Origin of the sequence: Planotetraspora silvatica, assembly GCF_016863315.1 — a bacterium.
GTDB classification, from domain to species: Bacteria; Actinomycetota; Actinomycetes; order Streptosporangiales; family Streptosporangiaceae; genus Planotetraspora; species Planotetraspora silvatica.
The window spans coordinates 1-24045 of record NZ_BOOQ01000026.1 but is presented as its reverse complement, the minus strand read 5'-3'; the positions used below and the strand labels follow the sequence as shown (position 1 = coordinate 24045).

Annotated in this window: 24 protein-coding genes; 12 read left to right on the top strand and 12 right to left on the bottom strand. The window is 69.4% G+C overall.

The genetic code is table 11. The features are described 5' to 3' along the window. Window positions 1-56: 56 nt before the first annotated feature. Entirely contained in the window at window positions 57-1229 is a 1173-nt protein-coding gene (locus Psi02_RS19405; RefSeq protein ID WP_203976073.1) for an acyl-CoA dehydrogenase family protein, read from the bottom strand. After that, window positions 1229-2299: an acyl-CoA dehydrogenase family protein gene (locus tag Psi02_RS19400; protein ID WP_203976071.1), complete on the bottom strand. Its 1071-nt coding sequence runs from the start codon at window positions 2297-2299 to the stop codon at window positions 1229-1231. Before Psi02_RS19400 ends, Psi02_RS19405 begins: the two co-directional genes overlap by 1 nt. A gap of 312 nt (window positions 2300-2611) precedes the next feature. Here Psi02_RS19400 and Psi02_RS19395 point away from each other — a divergent pair, with 312 nt between their 5' ends. Then, window positions 2612-3214 carry a TetR family transcriptional regulator gene (locus tag Psi02_RS19395; protein WP_373317334.1) on the top strand — a complete coding sequence of 201 codons (603 nt, stop codon included), beginning with the start codon at window positions 2612-2614 and terminating at the stop codon, window positions 3212-3214. A gap of 18 nt (window positions 3215-3232) precedes the next feature. On the opposite strand, the gene speB is transcribed toward Psi02_RS19395, so the two are convergent. Beyond that, the gene (speB, locus tag Psi02_RS19390; protein WP_203976069.1) at window positions 3233-4207 is read right to left on the bottom strand and encodes an agmatinase; all 975 of its coding nucleotides are present in this window, start codon (window positions 4205-4207) and stop codon (window positions 3233-3235) included. Window positions 4208-4396: 189 nt separating this feature from the next. Between speB and Psi02_RS19385 the strand changes: the two genes are divergently transcribed. After that, a complete protein-coding gene (locus tag Psi02_RS19385; RefSeq protein ID WP_203976067.1) occupies window positions 4397-5557 on the top strand; it encodes a steroid 3-ketoacyl-CoA thiolase in 1161 nt (386 codons plus the stop codon). 158 nt (window positions 5558-5715) lie between these two features. Further along, window positions 5716-6387 carry a FadR/GntR family transcriptional regulator gene (locus tag Psi02_RS19380; protein WP_203955685.1) on the top strand — a complete coding sequence of 224 codons (672 nt, stop codon included), beginning with the start codon at window positions 5716-5718 and terminating at the stop codon, window positions 6385-6387. Between the two features lie 3 nt (window positions 6388-6390). Here Psi02_RS19380 and Psi02_RS19375 read toward each other — a convergent pair whose 3' ends face one another. Continuing rightward, on the bottom strand, window positions 6391-7431 hold the full coding sequence (locus tag Psi02_RS19375) for an aldo/keto reductase (RefSeq protein WP_275415213.1): 1041 nt from the start codon (window positions 7429-7431) through the stop codon (window positions 6391-6393). A 106-nt stretch (window positions 7432-7537) separates the two neighbouring features. Here Psi02_RS19375 and Psi02_RS19370 point away from each other — a divergent pair, with 106 nt between their 5' ends. Next, window positions 7538-8497, top strand: a complete 960-nt coding sequence (locus Psi02_RS19370; RefSeq protein ID WP_203976056.1) for an AraC family transcriptional regulator — start codon at window positions 7538-7540, stop codon at window positions 8495-8497. Here the strand turns inward: Psi02_RS19370 and Psi02_RS19365 are convergent. From Psi02_RS19365 to Psi02_RS19340, 6 genes are read right to left on the bottom strand one after another with little or no spacing between them, the layout of a single operon-like run. Continuing rightward, window positions 8440-9312 carry an amidohydrolase family protein gene (locus Psi02_RS19365; protein ID WP_203976054.1) on the bottom strand — a complete coding sequence of 291 codons (873 nt, stop codon included), beginning with the start codon at window positions 9310-9312 and terminating at the stop codon, window positions 8440-8442. The two genes, Psi02_RS19370 and Psi02_RS19365, sit on opposite strands and share 58 nt — an antisense overlap. A gap of 44 nt (window positions 9313-9356) precedes the next feature. After that, window positions 9357-10271, bottom strand: a complete 915-nt coding sequence (locus Psi02_RS19360; RefSeq protein WP_203976052.1) for an aldo/keto reductase — start codon at window positions 10269-10271, stop codon at window positions 9357-9359. Then, entirely contained in the window at window positions 10268-10573 is a 306-nt protein-coding gene (locus tag Psi02_RS19355) for an L-rhamnose mutarotase (RefSeq protein ID WP_203976050.1), read from the bottom strand. The genes Psi02_RS19360 and Psi02_RS19355 overlap by 4 nt, the downstream gene beginning before the upstream one ends. A 25-nt stretch (window positions 10574-10598) precedes the next feature. Further along, on the bottom strand, window positions 10599-11351 hold the full coding sequence (locus tag Psi02_RS19350; protein WP_203976048.1) for an SDR family NAD(P)-dependent oxidoreductase: 753 nt from the start codon (window positions 11349-11351) through the stop codon (window positions 10599-10601). Window positions 11352-11385: 34 nt separating this feature from the next. Then, window positions 11386-12696, bottom strand: a complete 1311-nt coding sequence (locus tag Psi02_RS19345) for an L-fuconate dehydratase (protein WP_203976046.1) — start codon at window positions 12694-12696, stop codon at window positions 11386-11388. Beyond that, the gene (locus tag Psi02_RS19340) at window positions 12693-13550 is read right to left on the bottom strand and encodes a fumarylacetoacetate hydrolase family protein (RefSeq protein ID WP_203976043.1); all 858 of its coding nucleotides are present in this window, start codon (window positions 13548-13550) and stop codon (window positions 12693-12695) included. Before Psi02_RS19340 ends, Psi02_RS19345 begins: the two co-directional genes overlap by 4 nt. Window positions 13551-13806: 256 nt before the next feature. Here Psi02_RS19340 and Psi02_RS19335 point away from each other — a divergent pair, with 256 nt between their 5' ends. Together Psi02_RS19335 and Psi02_RS19330 are read left to right on the top strand one after the other, a co-directional pair. Beyond that, window positions 13807-15009: a cytochrome P450 gene (locus tag Psi02_RS19335; RefSeq protein WP_203976041.1), complete on the top strand. Its 1203-nt coding sequence runs from the start codon at window positions 13807-13809 to the stop codon at window positions 15007-15009. 297 nt (window positions 15010-15306) lie between these two features. Beyond that, window positions 15307-16275 (top strand): type IV toxin-antitoxin system AbiEi family antitoxin, encoded by a 969-nt coding sequence (locus Psi02_RS19330; protein ID WP_203976039.1) that lies wholly within the window; start codon window positions 15307-15309, stop codon window positions 16273-16275. 213 nt (window positions 16276-16488) lie between these two features. Here Psi02_RS19330 and Psi02_RS19325 read toward each other — a convergent pair whose 3' ends face one another. Continuing rightward, window positions 16489-17514: a GDP-mannose 4,6-dehydratase gene (locus Psi02_RS19325; RefSeq protein WP_203976037.1), complete on the bottom strand. Its 1026-nt coding sequence runs from the start codon at window positions 17512-17514 to the stop codon at window positions 16489-16491. A gap of 206 nt (window positions 17515-17720) precedes the next feature. Between Psi02_RS19325 and Psi02_RS19320 the strand changes: the two genes are divergently transcribed. The 3 genes from Psi02_RS19320 (at window position 17721) to Psi02_RS19310 (ending at window position 20889) form a co-directional block, all read left to right on the top strand. Beyond that, entirely contained in the window at window positions 17721-19019 is a 1299-nt protein-coding gene (locus Psi02_RS19320) for a glycosyltransferase family 4 protein (RefSeq protein ID WP_203976035.1), read from the top strand. Between the two features lie 98 nt (window positions 19020-19117). Continuing rightward, window positions 19118-19831: a class I SAM-dependent methyltransferase gene (locus Psi02_RS19315; protein ID WP_203955697.1), complete on the top strand. Its 714-nt coding sequence runs from the start codon at window positions 19118-19120 to the stop codon at window positions 19829-19831. Next, on the top strand, window positions 19828-20889 hold the full coding sequence (locus Psi02_RS19310; protein ID WP_203976033.1) for a glycoside hydrolase family 15 protein: 1062 nt from the start codon (window positions 19828-19830) through the stop codon (window positions 20887-20889). The genes Psi02_RS19315 and Psi02_RS19310 overlap by 4 nt, the downstream gene beginning before the upstream one ends. 261 nt (window positions 20890-21150) lie before the next feature. Here the strand turns inward: Psi02_RS19310 and Psi02_RS19305 are convergent, their stop codons facing one another. Continuing rightward, window positions 21151-21795: a class I SAM-dependent methyltransferase gene (locus tag Psi02_RS19305; RefSeq protein ID WP_203976031.1), complete on the bottom strand. Its 645-nt coding sequence runs from the start codon at window positions 21793-21795 to the stop codon at window positions 21151-21153. 148 nt (window positions 21796-21943) lie between these two features. Here Psi02_RS19305 and Psi02_RS19300 point away from each other — a divergent pair, with 148 nt between their 5' ends. The 3 genes from Psi02_RS19300 to Psi02_RS19290 all read left to right on the top strand — a co-directional run bounded on the left by Psi02_RS19300 (window position 21944) and on the right by Psi02_RS19290 (window position 23903). Further along, window positions 21944-22474, top strand: a complete 531-nt coding sequence (locus tag Psi02_RS19300) for a pyridoxamine 5'-phosphate oxidase family protein (protein WP_239094994.1) — start codon at window positions 21944-21946, stop codon at window positions 22472-22474. Window positions 22475-22572: 98 nt separating this feature from the next. After that, on the top strand, window positions 22573-22767 hold the full coding sequence (locus tag Psi02_RS19295) for a ferredoxin (RefSeq protein WP_203976029.1): 195 nt from the start codon (window positions 22573-22575) through the stop codon (window positions 22765-22767). A gap of 50 nt (window positions 22768-22817) precedes the next feature. After that, window positions 22818-23903: a Zn-dependent alcohol dehydrogenase gene (locus Psi02_RS19290; protein ID WP_203955701.1), complete on the top strand. Its 1086-nt coding sequence runs from the start codon at window positions 22818-22820 to the stop codon at window positions 23901-23903. Window positions 23904-24045 lie beyond the last annotated feature (142 nt).

The following is a 24045-nucleotide window of genomic DNA, read 5'->3' as shown; positions in this document are numbered from 1 at the left end:
CGGCCTTCGAAAACAGATTCGTCCCGGCCTTCGGAAACCGACCCGTGACGGTCGGTTCATCGCGGCGGCTTCGGAAGCTGGAGACCCAGCATGGCGATGAGCTCGCGCTGCACCTCGTTGACGCCGCCCCCGAACGTGAGCACGATCGCCCCCTTGACGCCGCGGTCGACCCGCTCGATCAGGTCCTGCGTCTCCTCGTCTCCGGGGTCGCCGAAGCGGGCCAGGGTGTCGCCCACGATCCGGCCCACGTCCTGCATGCGCTCAGAGCCGTAGATCTTGGTGGCGGAGGCGTCGGGCGCACCCAGCCAGCCGAGGTCCATGTTCGCGGCGACCTGCCAGTTCAGCAGCTCGTTCGTCCGGAAGTACGCGTAGACCTGGGCGATCGCCCGCCGGACCGCCGGGTTGTCGTACAGCGGCCTGCCGTCCCGGCCCGGCTTGCCCTTCGCCCACGCCACGAATCTGACGTGGGTGTGCGCGATGTTGCCGGCGGGCCCGAGGGTCACCCGTTCGTGGTTGAGCTGGTTGACGATGAGGTCCCAGCCCTTGTTCTCCGTGCCGACGACCATGGTCGCCGGGACGCGGACGTCGGAGTAGTACGTCGAGTTCGTGTGGTGGCGCCCGTCCATCGTGACGATCGGCGTCCAGGAGAAGCCGGAGTCCGCGCAGTCCACGATCATCATGGTGATCCCGCGGTGCTTGCTCGCCTTCGGGTCGGTCCGGGCGGCCAGCCAGATGTACTGGGCGTGGTGCGCCCCCGACGTGAAGATCTTCTGCCCGTTCACGACGTAGTCGTCGCCGTCCCGCACAGCCGTCGTCCGCAACGACGCGAGGTCCGTGCCCGCGCCCGGCTCGCTGTAGCCGATCGCGAAGTGGCAGTCGCCCGCGAGGATGCGCGGCAGGAAGAAGTCCTTCTGCTCGGGGGTGCCGTACTGCATCAGCGTCGGCCCCACGGTCTGCAGCGTGATGATCGGGTAGGGCACCTCGGCCCTGGCGATCTCGTTGGCGAAGATCTGCTGCTCCAGCGGCCCGAACCCGCCGCCGCCGTACTCCTTCGGCCAGCCGAGCCCGAGCTTGCCGTCCCGCCCCAGTTTGCGGCAGTGCTCCATGTACGCCTGGCCGAACGGATCCTGGGCCAGCTTCGCCCGGTCCTCGGCCGTGAGGCAGGCCGTGAAGTACTCCCTGAGCTCGTCTCTGAGCCGCCGCTGCTCCGGGGTCAGTTCGATGTACATCAGACCAGCGCTCCGATCAGGTCGAGCTGGGCCTCCGTGCCGCCGAGGAGGTGGGCGGCGTTCTTGCCCCAGGCGAAGTAGCGGTGCAGCGGATAGGTCACGTCGAGGCCGATGCCTCCGTGCAGGTGCTGGCAGGTGTAGAGGGCCTTGAGGGCGGAATCGGTGGTGTGGAAGGCGGCGATCGCCAGGTCCTCCTCCGCGGGCAGCCCCTGGGCCAGTCGCCAGGCGCCCGACCACACGGCCACGTCGAGCGCCCTGCCCGCGATGTAGACGTCGGCGATCTGCATGGTCACGGCCTGGAACTCGGCCAGCACCCGGTCGAACTGGCGGCGCGTCCTGATGTATTCGGTCGTCAGCTTGAGCGCCCCCGCCAGCACGCCGGACGCGGTCGCGGTGATGCCGGCGAGCGCGTGCAACCGGAGCGACTCCCACGCCGCACCGTCGGCCTCGCCGACCGCCTCTCCGGGAGCGCCGTCCATGGTGATCACCGCGCCCGGCTCGCCCGTCGACAGCGTCACCTCCTGTACGGCCACGGCCCTCGGTTCGACGAGGAAGAGGCCGACCCCCGCCCCTTCGACCCGGGCCGGGACGAGGATCCCCGACGCCGCCGCGGCATGGGAGACGACGGCCGTGCGCCCGGTGATCCTTCCGCCGGCGGCCGTGGCCGTGGGCGGCTCGCCCGGATCCGCGCCCGGCTCCCTGAAGGCGAACGTGAGCACCGCCTCCCCCTCGGCCAGCGGCGCGAGGGCCTCCTTCTGCGCGGCCGTGCCGTACCGCGAGACGGTCAGGGCGGCGACGAGGCTGGGCAGGACGGGGACGGGCGCCACCCGGGCGCCGGTCTCCCTGAGGATCACCGCCATCTCGACCGCTCCGAGGCCCGCCCCTCCGGCCTCCTCGGGAAGACACGCACCCAGCAGGCCTGCCTGCGCCATCGCCTTCCAGGTCTTCGCGTCGTACGGCAGGCCGCCCTTTTCGTGGGCCTCGATCCGCGCCTGCGCGGCCTCCCGGTCGAGCACGTCCGACGCAAGCGTGCGCAGCTCTGCCTGGGTCTCGTCCACATTGAAGTCCACTGGCCCTCCAGAAGGGCGAACTCGGTCCCGATTTCCGCGCTGTCCCCCGGGGCGTCGCCGTACGCCCCGGACCCGCCTCCTCGCACACCTGGCAGAACCGCAAACTAGAACACATTCTAATCTGTGTCCATAGGGCAGCCCCCAGACCGGCTCCCACATCCCCATAAAACATGAAAAGACATGCAAGGGGCCCGGTATTTGTGACTGGCGAGTAACCACCGGGTCAGACCGGGAATCAGATAACGTGTTCCTATGCGTATCTCGCCTGTCGGCGCGGACGCCCCGGGGCCACATTCCGAGGGGGCATCCGTGGTGGACAGCCATCCGATCTCTCCCACTCCCACACCGGGAGTGCGGACGCGGAGCCAGCACCAAAGGCGCAAGCGCATCGTCCAGGCGGCGGCCGCGCTCGCCTCACGGGGCGGCGTCGAGGCCATGCAGATGCGCACCGTCGCCGAGCGTGCGGGCGTCGCCCTCGGGACCCTCTACCGCTACTTCCCCTCCAAGATGGATCTCGTCGTCGCCGTGGTCGGCGAGGAGATCGACACGCTGGAGTCGAGCATCGAGCGCCGCCCGCCCAGCGCCGCCACACCCGCGGGCCGGGCCGTCGACATCCTGATGCGGGCCACCCGGGGCCTGATGCGTGAGCCGGAGCTCGCCGACGCCCTGATCCGCTCGCTGATCATGGCCGAGGTGGACATACCGTTCGGCGACCGGATGGCCGGGCTGTTGCTGCGGGTCGCGGGAGACGGGCTGACGATGGAGGGCGCGACCGAGGAGCAGTTCGCGCTGGCCGGGTCGTTGTCCGGCGTCTGGGTGCAGGAGTTGCTCGAGATGCTCCGCGGCCGCCGCACCTACGAGCAGGTCCAGCGCAGGATCGAGATCGCCGCAGGCCGGCTCTTCTCCGACTTCTGACCCGCTCCCGGGAGGCGTTCAGCCGCCGGAGTCCTGCCGCGAGTTCAGCGCCAGCAGGGACAACAACGTGTACGCGACGTTCGCCGCGGCGATGCCGGTGATCTCGGCATGGTCGTACGACGGCGAGACCTCGACCACGTCGGCGCCGACGATCTCCAGCCCGGCCAGCCTCCTCAGGATGACCAGCAGTTCACGCGAGCTGAGGCCGCCGACCTCGGGCGTGCCCGTTCCCGGCGCGTGCGCGGGGTCCAGCACGTCGATGTCGATCGAGACGTAGACCGGACCGCCCTCGAGCCGCGCGCGGACGCCGCGGGCCACATCCGCGGCGCCCCGGTCCTCGACGTCGTCGGCCGTGAAGACCTGGAAGCCGAGCCGCTCGTCCTGGTCGAGATCGAGGGAGCTGTACAGGGGACCGCGGATCCCCACGTGCGCGCAGCGCCGCTCGTCGAGCAGGCCCTCCTCCGCCGCGCGGCGGAACGGGGTGCCATGGGTGTACGGCTCGCCGAAGTAGGTCTCCCACGTGTCCAGATGCGCGTCGAAGTGCAGGACCGCCACAGGCCCGTGCCGCCGGGCCAGGGCGCGCAACATCGCCAGCGCGATCGTGTGGTCGCCGCCGAGGGCCACCACCTTCGTGCCCCGGCCCAGCAGTTCGCTCGCCGCCAGGTCGATCGCCTCGATCGCGGCCTTGATGTCGAAGGGGTTGCAGACCACGTCGCCCGCGTCCACGACCTGCTGCTCGGCGAACGGCTCCGCCCGCAACGCGGGGTCGAACGGACGGAGCAGCCGCGACGACTGACGGATGTGCCCCGGCCCGAACCGCGCACCCGGGCGGTAGCTGACCCCGCTGTCGAACGGCACGCCCAGCAGGGCGACGTCGGCGTGCGCGACCTGGTCGAGGCGCGGCAGCCGCGCGAACGTCGCCTCCCCGCCGTATCGCGGCACGAGAGAGGCGTCGACCGGGCCGATCGGGCCACCGTCGGTTTGCTCGGGCATCGTCATACGTCCTTCGGTCAGGCGGTGCGAAGACCGGTCGGCCGGTGCGAAGACTGGGGTGGATGTCGCCATCATCCCGGATCCGTACATCCGGGCCGGCCGCCGGGAGGGTCCCCGTCCTCATCTTCCCCACGAGAGTAGAACGCGTTACATTTTGCTGGAACATTGTTCTGACGTGGCGGAGGTCTCGTGGGCAGCCCGGTGATCGTCGAAGCGGTACGGACTCCGATCGGGAAGAGGGGTGGCCTGCTCGCCGGCGTCAAGCCGCAGGCTCTCCTCGGCGCCGCCCTGAAGGGGCTCGTCGACCGGTCGGGCGTCGATCCCACGGCCGTCGAGCAGGTCTTCGCCGGCTGCGTCACCCAGGCGGGCGAGCAGGGCGGTCATGTGGGCCGGCACGCCTGGCTCTACGCGGGCCTGCCGTACGGGGCGGGTGTCACGACGGTCGACGCCCAGTGCGGATCGTCGCAGCAGGCCGTGCATCTCGTCGCCGCGCTGATCCAGGCGGGCGTCATCGACGTCGGGATCGCGTGCGGCGTGGAGGTCATGAGCCGCCAGCCGCTCGGCAGCAACGTGCTGCCCGCGAAACCGCGGCCGGACGACTGGTCGATCGACCTGCCCGACCAGTTCACCGCCGCCGAACGGATCGCCGGCCGCCGCGCTCTCACCCGCGAGGACCTCGACGCGTTCGGCGCGCGTTCGCAGCAGTTGGCCGCCAAGGCGTGGGCCGACGGCAGGTTCGGCCGTGAGGTGCTCCCCGTGGCCGCTCCCGTTCTCGGCGAGGACGGCGAGCCGACGGGCGAGAGCCGTACGGTCACCAGGGATCAGGGGCTGCGGGAGACGACCGCGGAGGGGCTCGCGCGGTTGCGCCCGGTCCTCGGAGAGAACGCCGCGCACACGGCCGGCACGTCGTCACAGATCTCCGACGGCGCGGCCGCGGTGCTGCTGATGAGCGAGGAGGCGGCCGCACGGCACGGCCTGCGCCCCCGCGCCCGGATCCTCGCGCAGACACTGGTCGGCTCAGAGCCCTACTACCACCTCGACGGGCCGGTCGACGCGACGGCGAAGGTGCTCGACCGGTCGGGGATGTCGATCGGCGATCTCGACCTGTTCGAGGTCAACGAGGCGTTCGCGGCCATCGTGTTGTCGTGGGCGTCGGTCCACCGGCCCGACATGGACCGGGTCAACGTGAACGGCGGCGCGATCGCGCTGGGGCACCCGGTCGGCGCGACGGGTGCACGGCTGGTCACGACGGCGCTGCACGAGCTGGAACGGTCGGACTCCTCGACCGCCCTCGTCACGATGTGCGCCGGCGGAGCCCTGGCCACCGCGACCATTCTCGAGCGCGTCTGAGAGTCGTCTCCGGCGAAACCCGGGAATCCACAGGAGGTCGGGGCCCCGGTCGGGATCTACGGGAGGGCTTCGCGTCATACACTCTTAGACATCGGATGTCTAAGAGTCCACGCACGCAGGGATCGCCCCGGCTGACAGGACTCCAAGGAGTGCATGGCGTGGCAGTCACCGACGCGGCGATCGACAGCATCAAGGACATGATCATTTCGGGCGAGCTGGCCCCCGGCGACCGGCTGCCCAAGGAGGCCGACCTGGCCGAGCGCCTCGGCCTGTCCCGCAACTCGCTCCGCGAGGCCGTCCGCGCGCTCGCCCTGATCAACGTCCTCGACGTACGGCAGGGCGACGGCACCTATGTCACGAGCCTGGAACCCCATCTGCTGCTGGATGCGCTGTCGTTCGTGGTCGACTTCCACCTGGACGACACGGTCCTGCAGTTCTTCCAGGTGAGAAGGATCCTCGAGCCCGCGGCCACGGCGATGGCGGCGACCCAGATGGGCGGCGAGGACATCGAGGACCTGCGCAAGATCCTCGACTCCCTCCCGGCGGAGCCGAGCGTCGAGCAACTCGTGGCCAACGACCTGGAGTTCCACCAGCGGATCGCGGCCGGCTCGGGTAACGCCGTCCTGGCCTCGCTGATCGAGAGCCTGTCAGGGCCGACCACGCGGGCGCGGGTGTGGCGCGGTCTCACCCAGGAGGGCGCCCTGGGCAAGACGCGCGAGCAACACGTGGCCATCTACGAGGCGATCGCCTCGCATCAGCCCGACATCGCGATGGCCTGGGCGACCGTCCACGTGGCCGGGGTCGAGGAGTGGCTGCGCCAGGCCCTGTGAGCCCTACCTCACCGGCTGGGGAGCCGCCCGCCCCAGGATGCTGTTCCGCTGGACCCAGGCGGGGTAGGGCGCGGGGATCCGGCTCACCTCGTCGAGCCGAGCCAGATCCTCTTCGGTGAGGGACAGGTCGGCCGCCGCGAGATTGTCGGCGAGCTGCTCGGGCCTGCGGACGCCCACGATGACCGTGGTGACGGCAGGCCGCGCCAGGACCCACGCGAGCGCGACGCGGGCGACGCTGACCTCGTGGCGGGCGGCGACGGTCTTGAGCACGTCGATGACGTCGTAGGCGTGCGTCCGGTCGATCGGGGGGAAGTCGGGGTAGCCCTGCTGCGCGTGCCGCGAGGCCGGGTCGGACGCTCCGGCACGGTCGAACTTCCCGGACAGGAACCCTCCGGCGAGCGGCGCCCACACCATCAGGCCCAGCTCGTACTCCTCGATCATGGGCAGCAGTTCGTGCTCGAGGTCCCGGCCGACCAGGGAGTAGTACGCCTGGACCGATGCGAATCCCGCCAGGTCACGCAATGCCGAGACACCCAGCGCCTTGACCACCTGCCACGCGGCGAGGTTCGAACATCCTATGTATCGGATCTTGCCCTGCCGTACGGCGTCGTTCAGTGCACCCAGCGTCTCCTCTATCGGCGTCAGCGGGTCGACGTTGTGAAGCTGGTAGAGATCGATGTGATCGGTCCCCAGCCGGCGCAGGCTGTCCTCCAGGGCCCGCGCCGTGTGAAGGCGCGACAGGCCGATCTCGTTGACCCCCGGTCCCACGCGGGCGGCCAGCTTGGTCGCCAGAACGACCTCGTCCCGGCGGCCCTTGAGCGCCTGGCCGAGCATGATCTCGGATTCGCCGGCCGAGTAGACGTCCGCGGTGTCGACAAAATTCACCCCGGCGTCGAGGGCGGTGCCGACGATGCGGTCGACCTGGTCCTGCCCGAGGCTGCCCAGCATGCGGTAGAGAGGACCCTCGGCACCGCCGAAGGTCATCGCACCCAGGCAGATCTCCGATACGAGCACCCCTGTGCGACCCAATAGGCGATATTTCATAATTTCCCCCGTCTTTACGAGCTTGCCCTTGCACCCTAGAGACGGAAATCCGGACAATCTATGCGAGAAAGTCCGATTTACCTGATCGATCGTCCGGAGTTCCCCCGTGGATGCCCTGTCCCACGTCCTGTCCCTGCTGAACGTCGAGAGCGCCGCGCCCTCCCGCTTCGAGGCCGGGGGCCCCTGGGCGCTGCGGTTCCCGGGGGGCTACCGGTACGCGAAGTTCGGCGTGGTGCTCGCGGGCTCCTGCTGGATCTCGCCGAAGGACGCCGCGCCGGCACTGCTGCGGCAGGGGGACTGCTGGATGGTCACCAGCGGCGGGCCGTACGTCATGTCCAGCGATCTGGAGACGCGGGTCGTCGACGCCGTGCCGGTGTTCCTGGCGGCCGAGAGCGTCGCCCGCGTCCGGTACGGGGACGCGACCGTCGACACCGTTCTGTTCGGCGGGGCCCTCACCTTCGACGAGAACAACGCCAAGCTGCTCCTCGACGTGCTGCCGCCGCTGGTACACGTCCCCGCCTCGACCGATCAGGCGGAGGTCCTGCACATGGCGATGCGGCTGCTCAACCAGGAGACGGCCGCGCCCGCGCTCGGCTCCGCCTTCATGACCGAACGCATCGTCCACATGGTGTTCGTGCAGGCCCTGCGCACCTACGCCGCCACGATGGCGGCGGACGGCGAGTCGCCGGGCGGCTGGCTCAGCGCACTGCTCGATCCCCAGATCGGGGGCGCGCTGCGGCTGATGCACGAGGACGCCGCACGCAAGTGGACGGTCGACGACCTCGCCACCACCGTGGGCATGTCACGGTCGACCTTCGCGGAGAGGTTCAAGGCCGTCGTCGGTTCCTCCCCGCTCGACTACCTCATGCGCTGGCGCATGCACGCGGCCGGGCGGGAGTTGCGCGAGACCGACCGGACCGTGCACGCGATCGCCGGCAACTGGGGGTACGGCTCGGAGAGCTCCTTCAGCAACGCGTTCAAACGGGTCATGGGCACCTCGCCCCGGGCCTACCGGAGCAGGGACGCGTCCAGGTCGTCGATGTCGGGCAGTCCGTACCACTCCTGAGCGGTGCCGCCGAAGACCCGCGCACGCTCCGCCTCGGACAGACCCGACGTGAGCTCACCCGCAAGCTCGACCACCTGCGCGTACGACGCGGCGAGCTCGCACACCGGCCAGTCGGAGCCGAACATCACCCGGTCGGGGCCGAAGGAGTCCAGGATGTGGGCCGCGTAAGGCGCGATCTGCGGGGTCTCCCAGTCCGTCCACGACGCCTCGGTCACCAGCCCGGAGAGCTTGCACGCGACGTTCGGCAGCTTGGCCAGCTCGGCGAGCCCGCTCGCCCACGGCTCGAACTCGCCGGAGGAGACAGGCGGCTTGGCCGCGTGGTCGAGGACGAAACGCAGGCCGGGCATGTCCCGCACGACGGACAGGGCCGCCGGGATCTGCGGCACCAGCACCAGCAGGTCGTACGCCAGTCCCGCCGCGGCGACCGCGTGCAGCCCCGCGCGGACGTCGGAACGGGCGATCCACTCGGGGTCCGCCTCGTCCTGCACCTGATGGCGGATGCCGACGAGCAGTTCTCCCCCGGTCGACCCGCGCAGTCGCTCCACCTGATCGGGCACGCCGCCGGTGAGGTCCACCCACCCGACGACGCCGGCGATCAGCCCGTCCGACCCTCCGGCCGTGCCGAGGAACTCGACCGTCTCGCCGAGGTCGGAGACGGTCTGCACGAGAACCGTCCCGCTCACCCCGGCCGCGGCCGTCTCCCGCCTGAGATCCTCCAGCCCGTACGGCTTGCGCACCGGCGCGAGGGCCTCCCCCGACATCCACGGGTAGGTCCGGCGGGACGGGTCCCAGAGGTGGTGGTGCGCGTCGATCACGACACGTCTCCTTGTCGTCGTGCGCGGCTTGATCAGACGGACGGTCAGACGGAGAGGAGGTCCGGCCAGAGGTCGTCGGGGACGGACAGGTCGGTCAGGGCCATGTTCTGCTCGACCTCCGCGGCCGAGCGCATGCCCACGACGACCGAGGCCACCGCCGGGTGCCTGAGCGGGAACGCCAGGGCCGCCTGCGGCAGCGTGACTCCGTGCCGTTCACACACCCGGGCCATCGCCCTGGCCCGCTCCAGCAGCTCCGCAGGTGCGGGCGCGTAGTCGTAGGTGCCGGCGGGGTCGTGGGTGGCGAGCAGCCCGCTGTTGAACACTCCCCCGACGAACACGGACACGCCGCGATCCAGGCACAGCGGCAGGAGCTCCTCCTCGCCCGACCTGTCGAGCAGCGAGTAGCGCCCGGCCAGCAGCACCACGTCGATGTCGGTCTCCCTGACGAGGTCGCCGAGCATCCGCGTCTGGTTCATCCCCGCGCCGATCGCCTTGACGACGCCCTGGGCGCGCAACTCGGCCAGCGCGGGATACGCCTCGGAGAGGGCTTCCTTGTAATGGGCGTCCGGGTCGTGCATGAGCGCGATGTCGACCGAGTCGAGGCCGAGCCGCTCCAGGGACTCCTCGAGCGAGCGCCGCACGCCGTCGCGGGAGAAGTCCCAGACACGCCTGTGAGTCGCGGGCACGTCGAAGCCCTGGTCGTCACGCCCGCCGGCCGAGCTCGGCTCGAGCAGGCGGCCCACCTTCGTGGACACGACGTAGTCCTCCCGAGGGCGGTCCCGCAGCGCCGCGCCGATCCGCCGTTCCGACAGGCCCAGGCCGTAATGGGGGGCGGTGTCGAAGTAGCGGATGCCGGCGTCCCACGCGGCGTCGATCGCGGCGGCCGCCTCCTCGTCGGACAGGGCCGTGAAGAGGTTGCCGATCGGCGCGGAGCCGAAACCGTAGGGGGTGACGTTCATGGAAGCTCCCACACCATGCGAAGGCCGGTCGCCGCCGGGTCGAAGTCCGCGTCGAGCAGCAGGTTGATCCGGGCCTGCCACGCCTGGTCGGCGGGGCTGTCCCGGAGGAAGCGCTGCAGGCTCTCGTAGTCGTCGACCTCCACATAGTGGAACAGGTCGAGTCCGTCACGCCAGATCCGCCAGGTGTGCACGCCGCCCTCTCGCAGGGCGGCGTCCAGATCCTCCGGGATCACCGCGTGGACCTTCTCGTACTCGTCGACGGCATCCGCCTTGAGCCGGGTGCGCAGAGCGATCCTCTGCATGGGCGAACTCCCTGCTGGTTCGATGTCAGTTCGATCGGGGCCGGAGCCGCAGGCCCTGCATGCCACCGTCGACGGCGATGGCCGTACCGGTGGTGGCGGAGCCGAGCGGACTGGCCAGGTAGGCGATGGCATGAGCGATCTCCTGCGCGCTCACGAGCCGCCCCATCGGCTGGCGCTGCTCGAGTGCGGCGCGCTCGGCCGCCGGGTCGGTCGCGGCGTCGAGCAGCCGGCCCACCCACGGGGTGTCCGCCGTGCCCGGGTTGACGCAGTTGACCCGGATGCCGTCTTCGATATGGTCCGCCGCCATCGCGAGGGTCAACGATAGTACGGCCCCCTTGCTGGCACTGTAGAGAGCGCGATTCGGCAGCCCCGCCGTCGCGGCGATGGAGCACGTGTTGACGATGGCCGCGTGACTCGACTGCCGCAGGTACGGCAGAGCCGCCCTGGCCACCCGGACCATGCCCACGACGTTGATGTCCAGGACCCGCAGCCACTCGTCGTCGGGGTTGTCCGCGATCGTGCCCGCCGCCCCGATTCCGGCGTTGTTGACGACGATGTCGAGCCCGCCGAAGTGCTCGGCCGCCGCGGCCACCGCCGTACGGACGGAGGCGTCGTCGGTGACGTCGGCCTTGAGCCCGAGGAACGGCTCCCCCGGCGGGTTGACGTCGAGGCAGGCCACGCGGGCGCCCCGCTCGGCCAGCAGCGTGGCCGTGGCGAGTCCGATCCCTGAGCCGCCTCCCGTCACGAGTGCGGTAAGTCCGTCGAATTCCGTGCTCATCGGTCACATCCCTGACGTGTGTGGGCCGCGCGGCTCATGCGGATCTCCAGACGGGCCCGTCCGGGAAGGAGTAGTCCGCGATCGACTCGGCGTGCATGGTGGCGCTGAAGCCGGGGGCGAGCGGCGTCCGGTAGGCGCCGTTCTCGATCACCACGGGCGTCACGAAGTGCTCGTGAAGGTGATCGACGTATTCGATGACCCGGTCGTCCATGGACCCGCTCACCGCGACGTAGTCGAACATCGACAGGTGCTGCACGAGCTCGCACAGGCCGACGCCACCGGCGTGCGGGCAGACCGGGACGCCGAACTTGGCGGCGAGCAGTAGGATCGCGATGTTCTCGTTCACACCGGCGACGCGGGCGGCGTCCAGCTGGAGGTAGGAGATGGCGCCGGCCTGCAGCAGCTGCTTGAAGATCACCCGGTTCTGGACGTGCTCGCCCGTCGCCACCTTGACGGGTGCGATCTCTCGGGCGATGGTGGCGTGACCGAGCACGTCGTCGGGGCTCGTGGGCTCCTCGACCCACCACGGGTCGAACTCGGCGAGCGCCTTGACCCAGGCGACGGCCGCGCCGACGTCCCACCGCTGGTTGGCGTCGACGGCGATGCGGAACCCGGGGCCGCAGACCTCGCGGGCGATCCGCATGCGGCGGACGTCGTCGTCGAGGTCGGCGCCGACCTTCAGCTTGATCTGCGTGAAGCCGTCCTGGATGGCCTCCTTGCAGAGGCGGCGCAGCTTGTCGTCGCTGTAGCCCAGCCAGCCGGGCGAGGTGGTGTACGCCGGGTAGCCGCTCTCCTTGAGCCGCTCGATCCGCTCGGCGCGGCCCGGCTCGGCGGCGCGGAGGATGGCGAGGGCCTCCTCGCGCGTGAGGGCGTCCGAGAGATAGCGGAAGTCGACGAGGCCGACGATCTCCTCGGGCGACATCTCGCTCAGCAGCAGCCAGACCGGCTTGCCCTCGCGCTTGGCCTTGAGGTCCCACAGGGCGTTGACGACCGCGGAGATCGCCATGTGCATGACGCCCTTCTCCGGGCCCAGCCAGCGCAGCTGCGAGTCGCCCACCATGTCGCGGTACAGCGCGCCGAGGTCGTCGACGCTCTTCCCGAGGACGTACGGCTCCAGCGCCTTGATGGCGGCGGTCTGGACGTCGTTGCCGCGGCCGATCGTGAAGGCGAACCCGTGGCCCTCGTCGTCGCCGTCACGCAGCACGACGTAGGCCGCCGAGTAGTCGGGGTCGGGATTCATCGCGTCCGAGCCGTCGAGCTCTCTCGACGTCGGGAAGCGGATGTCGTGGGTCTCCATCGCCGTGATCACAGAGGAGCCCCGTGCGACGACCTGCTCGGCCGTCATGCCTGGCCGACCGGCTGGCGCTGGCGGCCCAGACCGTCGATCTCGAGCTCCATGACGTCGCCCTCGCGCAGGTACGGGTGGTCGGGCATGCCGAGGGCGACCCCCGCCGGCGTACCGGTGTTGATCACGTCGCCGGGCTCGAGGACCATGAACCAGCTCAGGTACCGGATGACCTCGGCCACCCCGAAGATCATGCTCTTGCTGTCGCCGTCCTGGCGGAGCTCACCGTTGACCCACAGCCGCATGCCCAGGCCCTGGGGGTCGGCGACCTCGTCGGCCGTCACCAGCCACGGGCCGAGCGGGTTGAAGGTCTCGCACGACTTGCCCTTGTCCCACTGACCGCCGCGCTCGAGCTGGAACTCTCGCTCGGAGACGTCGTTGGAGATCGCATAGCCCGCGATCACGGAGAGCGCCTCCTCGTGGGACTCGAGGTAGCGGGCGGTCTTGCCGATCACGACCGCGAGCTCGACCTCCCAGTCGGTCTTGACGCTCTTTCTCGGAACCAACACCTCGTCAAAAGGTCCGACGACTGTGTTCGGCGCCTTCATGAAGACGACCGGCTCCTCCGGAATGGCCGCGCCGGACTCGGCGGCGTGGTCGCGGAAGTTGAGGCCGATGCAGACGACCTTCTCCGGCCGGGCGACGGGCGCCCCGATCCTCAGGCCCTCGGTGTCGACGACGGGCAGGTCGTCTCCGGCGAGCGCGGCGCGGACCCGATCAAGGCCGCCACCGGCCAGGAACGGCCCGTCGATGTCCGCTCCCCCGAGCAGGCCGGTCAGGTCGCGGACGCGGCCTTCGCCGTCCAGCACGGCCGGACGTTCCTCACCTATCGCACCAACGCGGAGCAACTTCACAAGGGGCCCCCATACATCCGATGTTTTCTCAAGGAGAAGATTCCTGACAGCTGGGGCCGATGTCAAGTGCGAGGCCGCACACACATCGGATGACCTGCGGGAGAAGGTGCGTCTTGTCACCCTCCGGCCACCCCGGCCACACCTTGACGTACGATCCGGAGCCGTAATAGAACACGTTTCAGTAAGAGGTTCGTCATTCGGCTGGTGTATAAACGATCTTCCAGTCCCGGCCTCACCCTCGACACTAGGTGGTCCCATGGATATCAACCTCGTCGACCAGGACCAGTACGCGAGCAAGGGGGCCCCGCACGACCAGCTCCGCTGGCTGCGCGAGAACGCTCCGGTCTTCTGGCACGAGGGCGACGCCGAGCGGAACTGGCCCGGATTCTGGGCGCTCACCAAGCACGAGGACGTCGTCCACGTGTCCCGGCACTCGGACCTGTTCTCCTCGTCGAAGAAGCTCGCCCTGTTCGACGAGATGCCCGAGCCGCAGCGCGAGCTCCAGCGCATGATGATGCTCAACCAGGACCCGCCGGAGCACACCCGGCGCCGTTCACTGGTCAACCGCGGTTTCACCCCGCGCGCCATCGGCAAGCTGGAAGAGCACATCAGGGAGATCTGCCACCAGCTCGTCGATGAGGCGAAGGCCAAGTCCTCGGTCGACTTCGTCACGGACTTCGCGGCCCCGCTGCCGCTGTATGTGATCTGCGAATTGCTCGGCGCTCCGATCGAGGACCGGGACAAGATCTTCGAGTGGTCCAACCGGATGATCGGCGCCCAGGACCCCGACTACGCCGCCGACCCGGACGAGGGCCAGACCGCCGCCATGGAGGTCTACACCTACGCCAACGCGCTGGCCGCGGCCCGCAAGGACGACCCGCAGGACGACATCGTCACCAAGCTGCTCCAGCCGGCCGAGAACGGCGAGACGCTGACCGTCGACGAGTTCGACCTGTTCGTGCTGCTCCTCGTCGTGGCGGGCAACGAGACCACGAGGAACGCGGCCTCAGGCGGCATGCTCACTCTCTTCGAGAACCCCGATCAGTGGGCCAGGCTGGTCGCGGACCGCGGTCTGGCCGGCTCCGCGGCCGACGAGATCGTCCGGTGGATCTCGCCGGTCAACCTCTTCCGGCGGACGGCCACGACCGACACGGTCATCCGGGGCCAGGAGATCGCCGAGGGCGACAAGGTCGTCGTCTTCTACACCTCGGCCAACCGCGACGCGGACGTGTTCGAGTCCCCGGACGTCTTCGACATCGGCCGGACCCCCAACCCGCAGATCGGGTTCGGCGGCGGCGGCGCCCACTTCTGCCTCGGCAACCACCTGGCCAAGCTGGAGCTGAGGGTCCTGTTCGAGGTCCTGGCGGAGCGGGTCCCCACCCTCCAGCAGTCCGGCGAGGCCGCCCGCCTCCGGTCCAGCTTCATCAACGGCATCAAATCCCTCCCCGTCACCCTGTAACGCCCCTCGGCGCCGACGCTTTCCGCGTGAGCACAACCCTTCGGCGTGAGCACAACCCTTCGGCGTGAGCGCAACCCTTGGGCGTGATCATGCACAGTTTCGGCGGCATGCCGTACGAACTGGCCTTTTGCTGTTCGTGATCATGCGCAGATTCGGCGCAACACCCGCCCACCTGCATCGACACCCGTCGTGATCATGCACGCGCCGTCCCCGCCCCCGGGTCGGTGCGTGCCTTGTTATCCACAGCCAGGCGGAATCGCGTACGGCCTTGCGCGCGAAGCCGCATGCTGTGCGGCCATGGATCTCATAACGACGGCAGCCGCCAGGGCGCGGGGAATCGACAAGGACGAGCTCACCAGGCTCGTCGCCATGGGCGAGATTCACCGGCTCGCGCTCGGGGCCTATTACGCCGGCGACCATCCGCGTGCCCTGGCCGTACGAGCGCAGATCATCGCCGCGATGAGCGGTCCGACAGCGATCATCTGCCGCCGCACGGCCGCGTGGTTGTGGGGCCTCGACGTGCTGCCCCCGGGCAAAGAAAGTCATGACTGGCCGGTGGAACTCCTGGTTGCCGCAGGCGAAAGGACGCGGCCGCGGCGTCCCGGCTGCCGGGGGTACGAGGCCGAGATCGCCGCCGCGGACCTCACGCACGCGGGCGGCGTGACGATCACCACCCAGGAACGTACGGCTCTCGACTGCGCGCGCTATCTGCCGCGGCTGGAGGCCGTGGCCGCGCTCGACCAGTTCCTCCGGCGACGCGTCGAGATCGAGCATCTGCACGACCGGGCCCTCGCGCTCGCCGGGCAGCGCAACGCGAAGAGGCTGCGCGAGGTCCTGAAACTCGGCGACGCGGGCGCGCAGGCTCCGAGCGAGAGCTGGACCCGTGTGCTGATCATCGACGCCGGGCTGCCGAGGCCTGAGACGCAGATACCCGTCATCCTGCCGTCGGGCGCGGAGGTGTTCGTGGACATGGGCTATCGGAGCCATCTGGTCGGCGTCGAATACGACGGGGCGAGACATCACAGCAGCAGCGAGGACAGGGCCCACGACGCGTGGCGGCGCGCTCAGCTTCGGGAGTGCGGCTGGAAGCTCGTCATCGTCCGCAAATCCGATGTTCTCGGACGGCCCGCCGAGTATCTGGAGGATTTGGCCGGGAAACTCCTCTCCAGAGGGTGGCGGCCATCCAGGGAGCAGATGACGTTCGTCCTCACGCAGCTGCGCATGTTGCGCGACCGCGAGGCAAGGCATCGCCGTTATGCCGCGTGACGCCCAGCGAGGCCGGTGGTCCGCGAGTGCATGATCACGAAATAGGTTTTCCCAGCTGGGAGGGTGTTTCTCCGAATCTGCGCATGATCACGACCGGGAAAAGCCCAGCTCGTACGGCAAGCCGCCGAACCCGTGCATGATCACGCCCAAGAAACGCGCAGGTCGTGCAGCACATCACCGAACCTGTGCATGATCACGCCCGAAAAGGGGGGGTCAGGGCCAGGAGGAGTCGTGATCGGGGTCGTGGCCGTCCGCCAGGAGTTGGAGATCGGCCTCGACCATCATCGTGACGAGCTCTTCGAACGACACCGTCGGTTCCCAGCCGAGCTGGGTCCTGGCCTTCTTGGGATCCGCGCACAGCAGGTCGACCTCCGCCGGCCGGTGCAGGGTCTGGTCGCAGACGACGTGCTGCTCCCAGTCCAGCCCGGCGGCCGTGAACGCGGCCTCCACCAGCTCCCGTACGGACCTCGTCCGCCCGGTGCCGATCACGTAGTCCTCGGGTTCGGCCGCGGTCAGCATCAGATGCATGGCACGGGCGTAGTCCCCCGCGTATCCCCAGTCGCGCCGCGCCTCCAGGTTGCCCAGGCGCAGCTCGGTGGCGAGGCCGAGCTTGATCCGCGCCACTCCGAGCGTCACCTTCCGGGTGACGAACTCGGCGCCACGGCGCGGCGACTCGTGGTTGAAGAGGATGCCCGACACGGCGAACATCCCGTACGACTCCCGGTAGTTCTGTGTCAGGAAGTGCCCGTACGTCTTGGCGACGCCGTACGGGGAGCGGGGGTGGAAGGGTGTGCTCTCGGTCTGCGGCGTCTCCCTGACCTGCCCGAACATTTCAGACGACGAAGCCTGATAAAAGCGGATCTGGTCAGCAGCCGAGCCCCGTGACCCGGTGATCCCGGAACACACCCGGATGGCCTCCAGCATCCGGAGCACTCCCATGCCGGTCACCTCGGCCGTGAGCTCCGCCTGCTCCCATGACATCGGGACGAACGAGATCGCGCCCAGGTTGTAGACCTCGTCGGGCTGCACCTTCTCGACGGCCGAGATCAGCGAGCCCTGGTCGAGCAGGTCCCCCCGGACGAGTTGCACATCCTGCAGGAGCTTCCGTACGCGCGACACACGGGGGTTGGCCTGGCCGCGGACGAGACCCCAGACCTCGTAGCCCTCACTGAGCAGGTGCTCGGCGAGATAAGAGCCGTCCTGACCGGTGATGCCGGTAACAAGCGCGCGCTTGGCCAACGGTCCTCCTCGCTGTGCCCGACCAGCCCGATGAGAGCTATACGAGGCGAATGTACCGCCCTGCCTGCCTCAGGATGCCATCGTCGCCCGCCGTTAGATAGAACGTGTTACACCGAATCTCGTTCGGGTAAGCTAACTTCGCAGTTCCGGCGTGGTGCGGGCAACGCGAGGAACAATTCCACCCCAGCTGTCCCATCAAAGGTCAAATGGTAGGGTTCGGTGCCAGCCCCCTAGAGGGCACAGCGGGAAAGAGGTGCCCCTTGGCGGAACGGCTGCGAGTCGCGCTGCTGTCCTATCGCAGCAAGCCCACCTGCGGCGGCCAGGGGGTGTACCTGCGCCACATCAGCCGCGAACTGGTCGCCCTCGGCCACCACGTCGAGGTCTTCTCCGGCCAGCCGTACCCCGAGCTGGACGAGGGCGTGATCCTCAACAAGGTCCCCAGCCTGGACCTCTACAACGACGACGACCCGTTCCGCACGCCGAAGCTGCGCGAGTACCGCGACTGGATCGACGTGCTGGAGGTCGCCACCATGTGGACGGCCGGCTTCCCCGAGCCGCTGACCTTCAGCCTTCGCGCGCGCCGCGAGCTGGAGAAGCGCCAGGGCGACTTCGACGTGGTCCAGGACAACCAGACCCTCGGGTACGGCGTGCTCGGGATCAAGAAGTTCTTCCCGGTCGTCGGCACGATCCACCACCCCATCAGCGTCGACCGGCGGATCGAGCTCAAGGCCGCGAAGGGCTGGAAGAAGCTCTCCATGCGCCGCTGGTATGGGTTCGTGCGCATGCAGAGCATCGTCGCCCCGCGGCTGAGCCCGATTCTGACCGTCAGCGAGTCGTCGCTGGCCGACATCCACCGCGACTTCGGCGTTCCCGAGGCCAACATGCGGCTGATCCCGCTCGGCGTCGACACCCGCTTCTTCCACCCCCGGCCGGAGTTGCCCAAACGACCGGGCTCGATCGTGGCCGTGGCCAGCGCCGATTCCCCGATGAAGGGCGTCGCGACGCTGCTGCGGGCGACCGCCAAGCTCGCCACCGAGCGCGACGTCCACCTCACCGTGGTGAGCAAGCCGACGCCCGGCGGACCGACGGAGAAGCTCGTCTCCGAGCTCTCGCTGGGTGAGCACGTCACGTTCGTCCACGGCATCTCGGACGAGGCGCTCGCCGAGCTGATCGCCACCTCGGAGGTGTCGGTCGTCCCCTCGCTGTACGAGGGCTTCTCACTGCCCGCCGTCGAGCACATGGCCTCCGGCACCCCGCTGGTCGCCTCCAGGACGGGCGCCCTCCCCGAGGTCGTCGGCGACGCCGCGATCCAGGTCGAGCCGGGCGACCCCGAGGAACTGGCCGCGGTCCTGCGCCGCCTTCTGGACTCCCCTGAGGAGCGCGAGGCCGTGGGCCGCAAGGGTTACGACCGGGCCATGGAGCGCTACGCCTGGCCCGTCGTCGCCCAGCGCACGGTCGAGGCCTACCGCGAGGCCATCGCAGCGCGCGCGGGTCGCACCAGTTGACCTCCGGCCCCACCGGGCCGCTGAACATGGGGCCCTGCCGTGCGGCGGCCTAAAACATTGCGATACGAGACGACATTGCGATACGAAAGGTGGCGCGAGTGCTGACCGTCGACTTCGATCGGCTGCCCGTCGGACCGGGTGACCGCGTTCTCGATCTCGGCGCCGGCGCGGGCCGGCATGCCTTCGAGGTGCTGCGCAGGGGCGCGGACGTGGTCGCCTTCGACATGGACGCCGCCGAGCTCGAGGGCGTGGCCGCGATGTTCGCGGCGATGGACAAGGAAGGGCAGATCCCCGCAGGGGCCACCGGGGAGACGGTCGTCGGCGACGCGCTCGGCATGCCGTTCCCCGACGCGTCGTTCGACCGCGTCATCGCCGCCGAGATCCTCGAGCACATCCCCGACGACATGGCCGCCATGCGAGAGATCGTCCGGGTCCTCAAGCCGGGCGGACAGGCGGCCATCACGGTCCCGAACTTCATCCCCGAGCGCATCTGCTGGGCCCTTTCCGAGGACTACCACACAGCGCCTGGCGGACATATCCGGATTTATACGTTGGCGGAGCTCCAGGCCAAGCTGAAGTCCTCCGGCCTCGAGGTCGGACCGCACCATCACGCCCACGGGCTGCATTCGCCGTACTGGTGGATCAAATGCGCGGTCGGCGTGAACAACGACGGCCACCCGCTGGCCAAGGCGTACCACGAACTCCTGGTGTGGGACATCATGAAGCGCCCCGCCGCCACCCGGATCGCGGAAGCCGTGCTCAACCCTCTGATCGGGAAGAGTGTGGTGGTCTACGTCCGGAAGCCCGCATGACGGCGGCGCCGTCCGTCCCGGGGGTCATCACCGCCGAGCAGGTGGTCCAGACGGCGCGGAGCATCGCCGCGGTCCAGGACGCCACCGGCGGCATCCCCTGGCCTGAGGGTCACGTCGACGCCTGGAACCACATCGAGTGTCTGATGGCCCTCACCGTGGCCGGGCTCCACGACGAGGCGCGCAGGGGCTACGACTGGCTCGTACGGCACCAGCGTCCCGACGGCTCCTGGCCGATGAAGCTCGTCGGCGGAGAGGCCGCCGAGACGGGCGGGGAGTCCAACCACGCCGCCTACGTCGCCGTGGGCGTCTGGCACGACCTCCTCGTGACGGGCGACATGGAATTCGCCCGGTCGATGTGGCCCGTGGTCACCAAGGCCCTCGACTTCGTCGTCGACCTCCAGACCACCCGGGGCGAGATCGTGTGGGAGCGGGACACCGCCGGCGAGCCCGCCCCCTACGCCCTGCTCACCGGCTCCTCGTCCATCCACCAGGGACTGCGCTGCGGCGTGCTGCTCGCGGAACGGCTGGGCGATCCGCAACCCGACTGGGAGTTGGCGGCCGACCGGCTGGCGCACGTGCTGACGGCGCACCCCGAGGCGTTCGCGGACAAGAGCCGCTTCTCGATGGACTGGTACTACCCGATCCTGGGTGGCGCCGTACGGGGCCCACAGGCGGTCCAGCGGCTCGATCTGGAGTGGGACACCTTCGTGGTCCCCGGACTCGGCGCGCGCTGCGTGTCCGATCAGCCGTGGGTCACCGGGGCCGAGTCGTGCGAGCTGGTCATGACCCTCGACGCGCTCGGGGACGACGAGCGGGCGCTGACGGTGTTCGCGGACATGCAGCATCTGCGGCACGAGGACGGGTCCTACTGGACCGGCTGGCAGTTCGTGAACGGCAAGCACTTCCCGCACGAGCGATCGGGCTACACCGCGGCCGCGGTGATCCTCGCGGCCGACGCCCTTTCGCGGACCACTCCCGGGTCCGGCGTCTTCCGCGACGCGGGGAGCCAGCAGGTGCGGATCACCGGCGAGTGCGGGTGCGAGCGCGCTCACGCCTGATCGCACTCACGCGTGATCGCCGTGATCGCGTGATCGCCTGGTTGCCTGATCACGTACGGCCGAGCCGCAGGTCATCGGGCGTGCGCGCGAATCCGCGCATGATCATGCTCGCGGTTCACCCAGGTGGGACGGCACGTGCGCGAGTCCGCGCATGATCACGCTCGTGGTTCACCCAGGTGGGACGGCACGTGCCCGAACCTGTGCATGATCACGGGGGAAGGATGCGCAGGCAGGACGGCGTGTCGCCGAACCTGTGCATGATCACGCGAAGGAGGGGGTGGTGCGTTCGAGGACGCGGAGGGAGCCCACCACTCGGGTCTCCTTGAAGGCTCCGGAGGCCAGCGCGCGCAGGTAGACGCGGTACGGAGCCTGGCCACCCATGGCCGGGTCGGGATAGATGTCGTGGAACACCAGGACCCCTCCCACCAGGACGTGGGGTGCCCATCCCTCGTAGTCCCTCGTGACCGGCTCCTCGGAATGGCCGCCGTCGATGAAGAGCATCGCCAGTGGCGTGGTCCAGAATCGGGCCACCGCCGCCGAGGCGCCCACGACCGCGACGACCTCGTCCTCCAGCCCGGCCTCCGCGATGGTCCGCCGGAAGAACGGCAATGAGTCCATCTTCCCGAAGCGGGGGTCCATCAGGTCGGCGTCGTGGTGCTCCCAGCCCGGCTGGATCTCCTCGGAGCCGCGATGGTGGTCGACGGTGAACACCACCGAGCCCGCCTCCCGCGCGCCCGCGCCCAGATAGACGGCCGACTTGCCGCAGTAGGTGCCGATCTCGCAGATCGGGCCGCGGGAGCCGTACTGGGCGGCGATCTCGAACAGCGCCAGCCCTTCGGCGGGCGGCATGAAACCCCTCGCCTCCTCGGCGAGGCGGCGAAGATCGTCGGGCATCGTGACGGCCATGTGCTGTCCCTCTGTACGGCTATCGCGGACGGCCGTTTCGCCGTCGCGGTCGAACCCTACCGACCCCCGCTCGACCACCGCACACGCACCCGAACAACATTCCATTCGCCTCTTGTCGGCACTGCTGCAACATGTTCTACTTTGCAGCGTGACCCAGCCCAGCGTGAACCGCCGTGCAGGCATCGCGATGGAGGACGAGGAGCTCGCCGGGTTCCTGCGCGACGCGCGCAAGCTCCACCTTGCCACGATCAACGGCGACGGCACCCCCCACCTCGTCACCATGTTCTACGGCCTGAGCGACGGAAAGATCACCTTCTGGACGTACCGCAAGGCCCAGAAGGCGAAGAACATCGACCGCGACTCAAGAGTCACCTGCCTCGTCGAGTCCGGCGACGACTACTTCGAGTTGCGCGGTGTCATGGTCTACGGCACGGCCCGCCTCATCGACGACCCGGAAGAGGTCCTCGACGTCGGGATGGACGTCACCCGGCGGATGACGGGCATGGCCGCCCCCGACGGCACGGCTTCGAACGGCGCCGGCGAGAACGACGGCGGCGAGGACGGCTCGTTGCGTGAGTACGTCGCGCACACCGCCCGCAAGCGGATCGCCTATGTCGTCGAGCCGTCCCGCGTCGTCTCATGGGATCATCGCAAGCTGCCCGGCGCTAGCGTTGGGTGAGCGCGACCTCACCGGTCGGCGGGAGGTCGGTGGAACGACACGATCCCGGCCGCCGGATTGAGAGTGCGGACGAGCCACCGTGCGAAGGAGAGCCGGACATGAAGGTCAAGGTCGACTATCTGATCTGCGAAGCGAACGCCGTTTGCATGGGCCTCGCGCCCGAGGTGTTCGAGGTCGACGACGACGACCAGTTGCACGTCCTGCTGCCGGAGCCCCCCGCCGAGATGCTGGACCGGGTGCGGCACGCGGTCCGGTCGTGCCCCAAGGCCGCCTTGTCCCTCGAAGGCTCATAAGTCGCTCGAAGACTCATAACTCGAAGACGAGTAACCCCCCAGGAGGTCCAATGCGCGGCGCTCTCTTGCACGCGGTCGGCGACGACAAACTCGACATCCGCGACGACTTCACCCTCACGCCCGTCGGCCCGTCCGACGTGCGAGTGAAGATCAAGGCCACGGGTGTCTGCCACTCCGACCTCTCCGTCCTGACAGGCGTCCTGCCCATGCCGCTGCCGGTGATCCCCGGCCACGAGGGCGCGGGCGAGGTCGTCGAGGTCGGGGACCACGTGACCTCCGTCCAGCCAGGGGACCACGTCATCATCAACTGGACTCCGGCCTGCGGGGACTGCCCCAACTGCATCGTCGGCCAGCCCAATCTCTGCACGACCTACGTCATGAAGAGCTTCATGGAGGCCCGCTTCCTCTACGGCGGCCAGACGCCCGCGTTCGGCATGGCGGGCTGCGGCACCTGGGCCGAGGAGATCGTCGTCCCGTGGCAGGGCGCCATCAAGGTGGACCCGGAGGTCCCCTACGAGGCCGCCGCGCTCATCGGCTGCGGCATCACCACGGGCGTCGGCGCCGTCATCAACACGGCGAAGGTACGGCCGGGCTCGACGGTCGCGGTCGTCGGCTGCGGCGGCGTGGGCCTGTCGGTGATCCAGGGAGCCCGGGTGTCGGGGGCGACGACGATCCTCGCCATCGACCCGCTCGAGTCGAAGCACGAGCTGGCCAAGAAGGTCGGCGCGACGCACGCGTGCACGCCCGATCAGCTCATGGACGCGATCGGCACGCTCACCGGCGGCCAGGGCTTCGACTACGGCTTCGAGGTCGTCGGCAAGTCCGCCGCGATCATGACCGCCTGGCAGGCCACGCGGCGCGGCGGCGACGTCATCGTCGTGGGCGCGGGGGCGATGGACGACCAGGTGCCGCTGACCGCCTTCGGGCTGCTGTTCGAGGGCAAGAACCTCCTCAGCTCCCTGTACGGCGGCGCGGACGTCCGCAGGGACTTCCCGTTCTTCGCGAACCTCTACAAGGCAGGCAAGCTCGATCTCGAGAGCATGATCAGCTCGCGAATTCGGCTGGCCGACCTCAACGACGCCGTCGCGGCGCTCAAGAGCGGTGAGGTGCTCCGCCAGATCGTCATGTTCGACTGAGTCCGTACGACGTGCCGGCGTCCGGCGCGTCCCACGGCAGCGATGAGAACGGCTCCGGCCCGGGTCCCGATGGACCCGGACCGGAGCCGTTTCTCACTCCGTGACGCTCTGGACCGAGGTCACACCTCGGTCCAGCGGGACT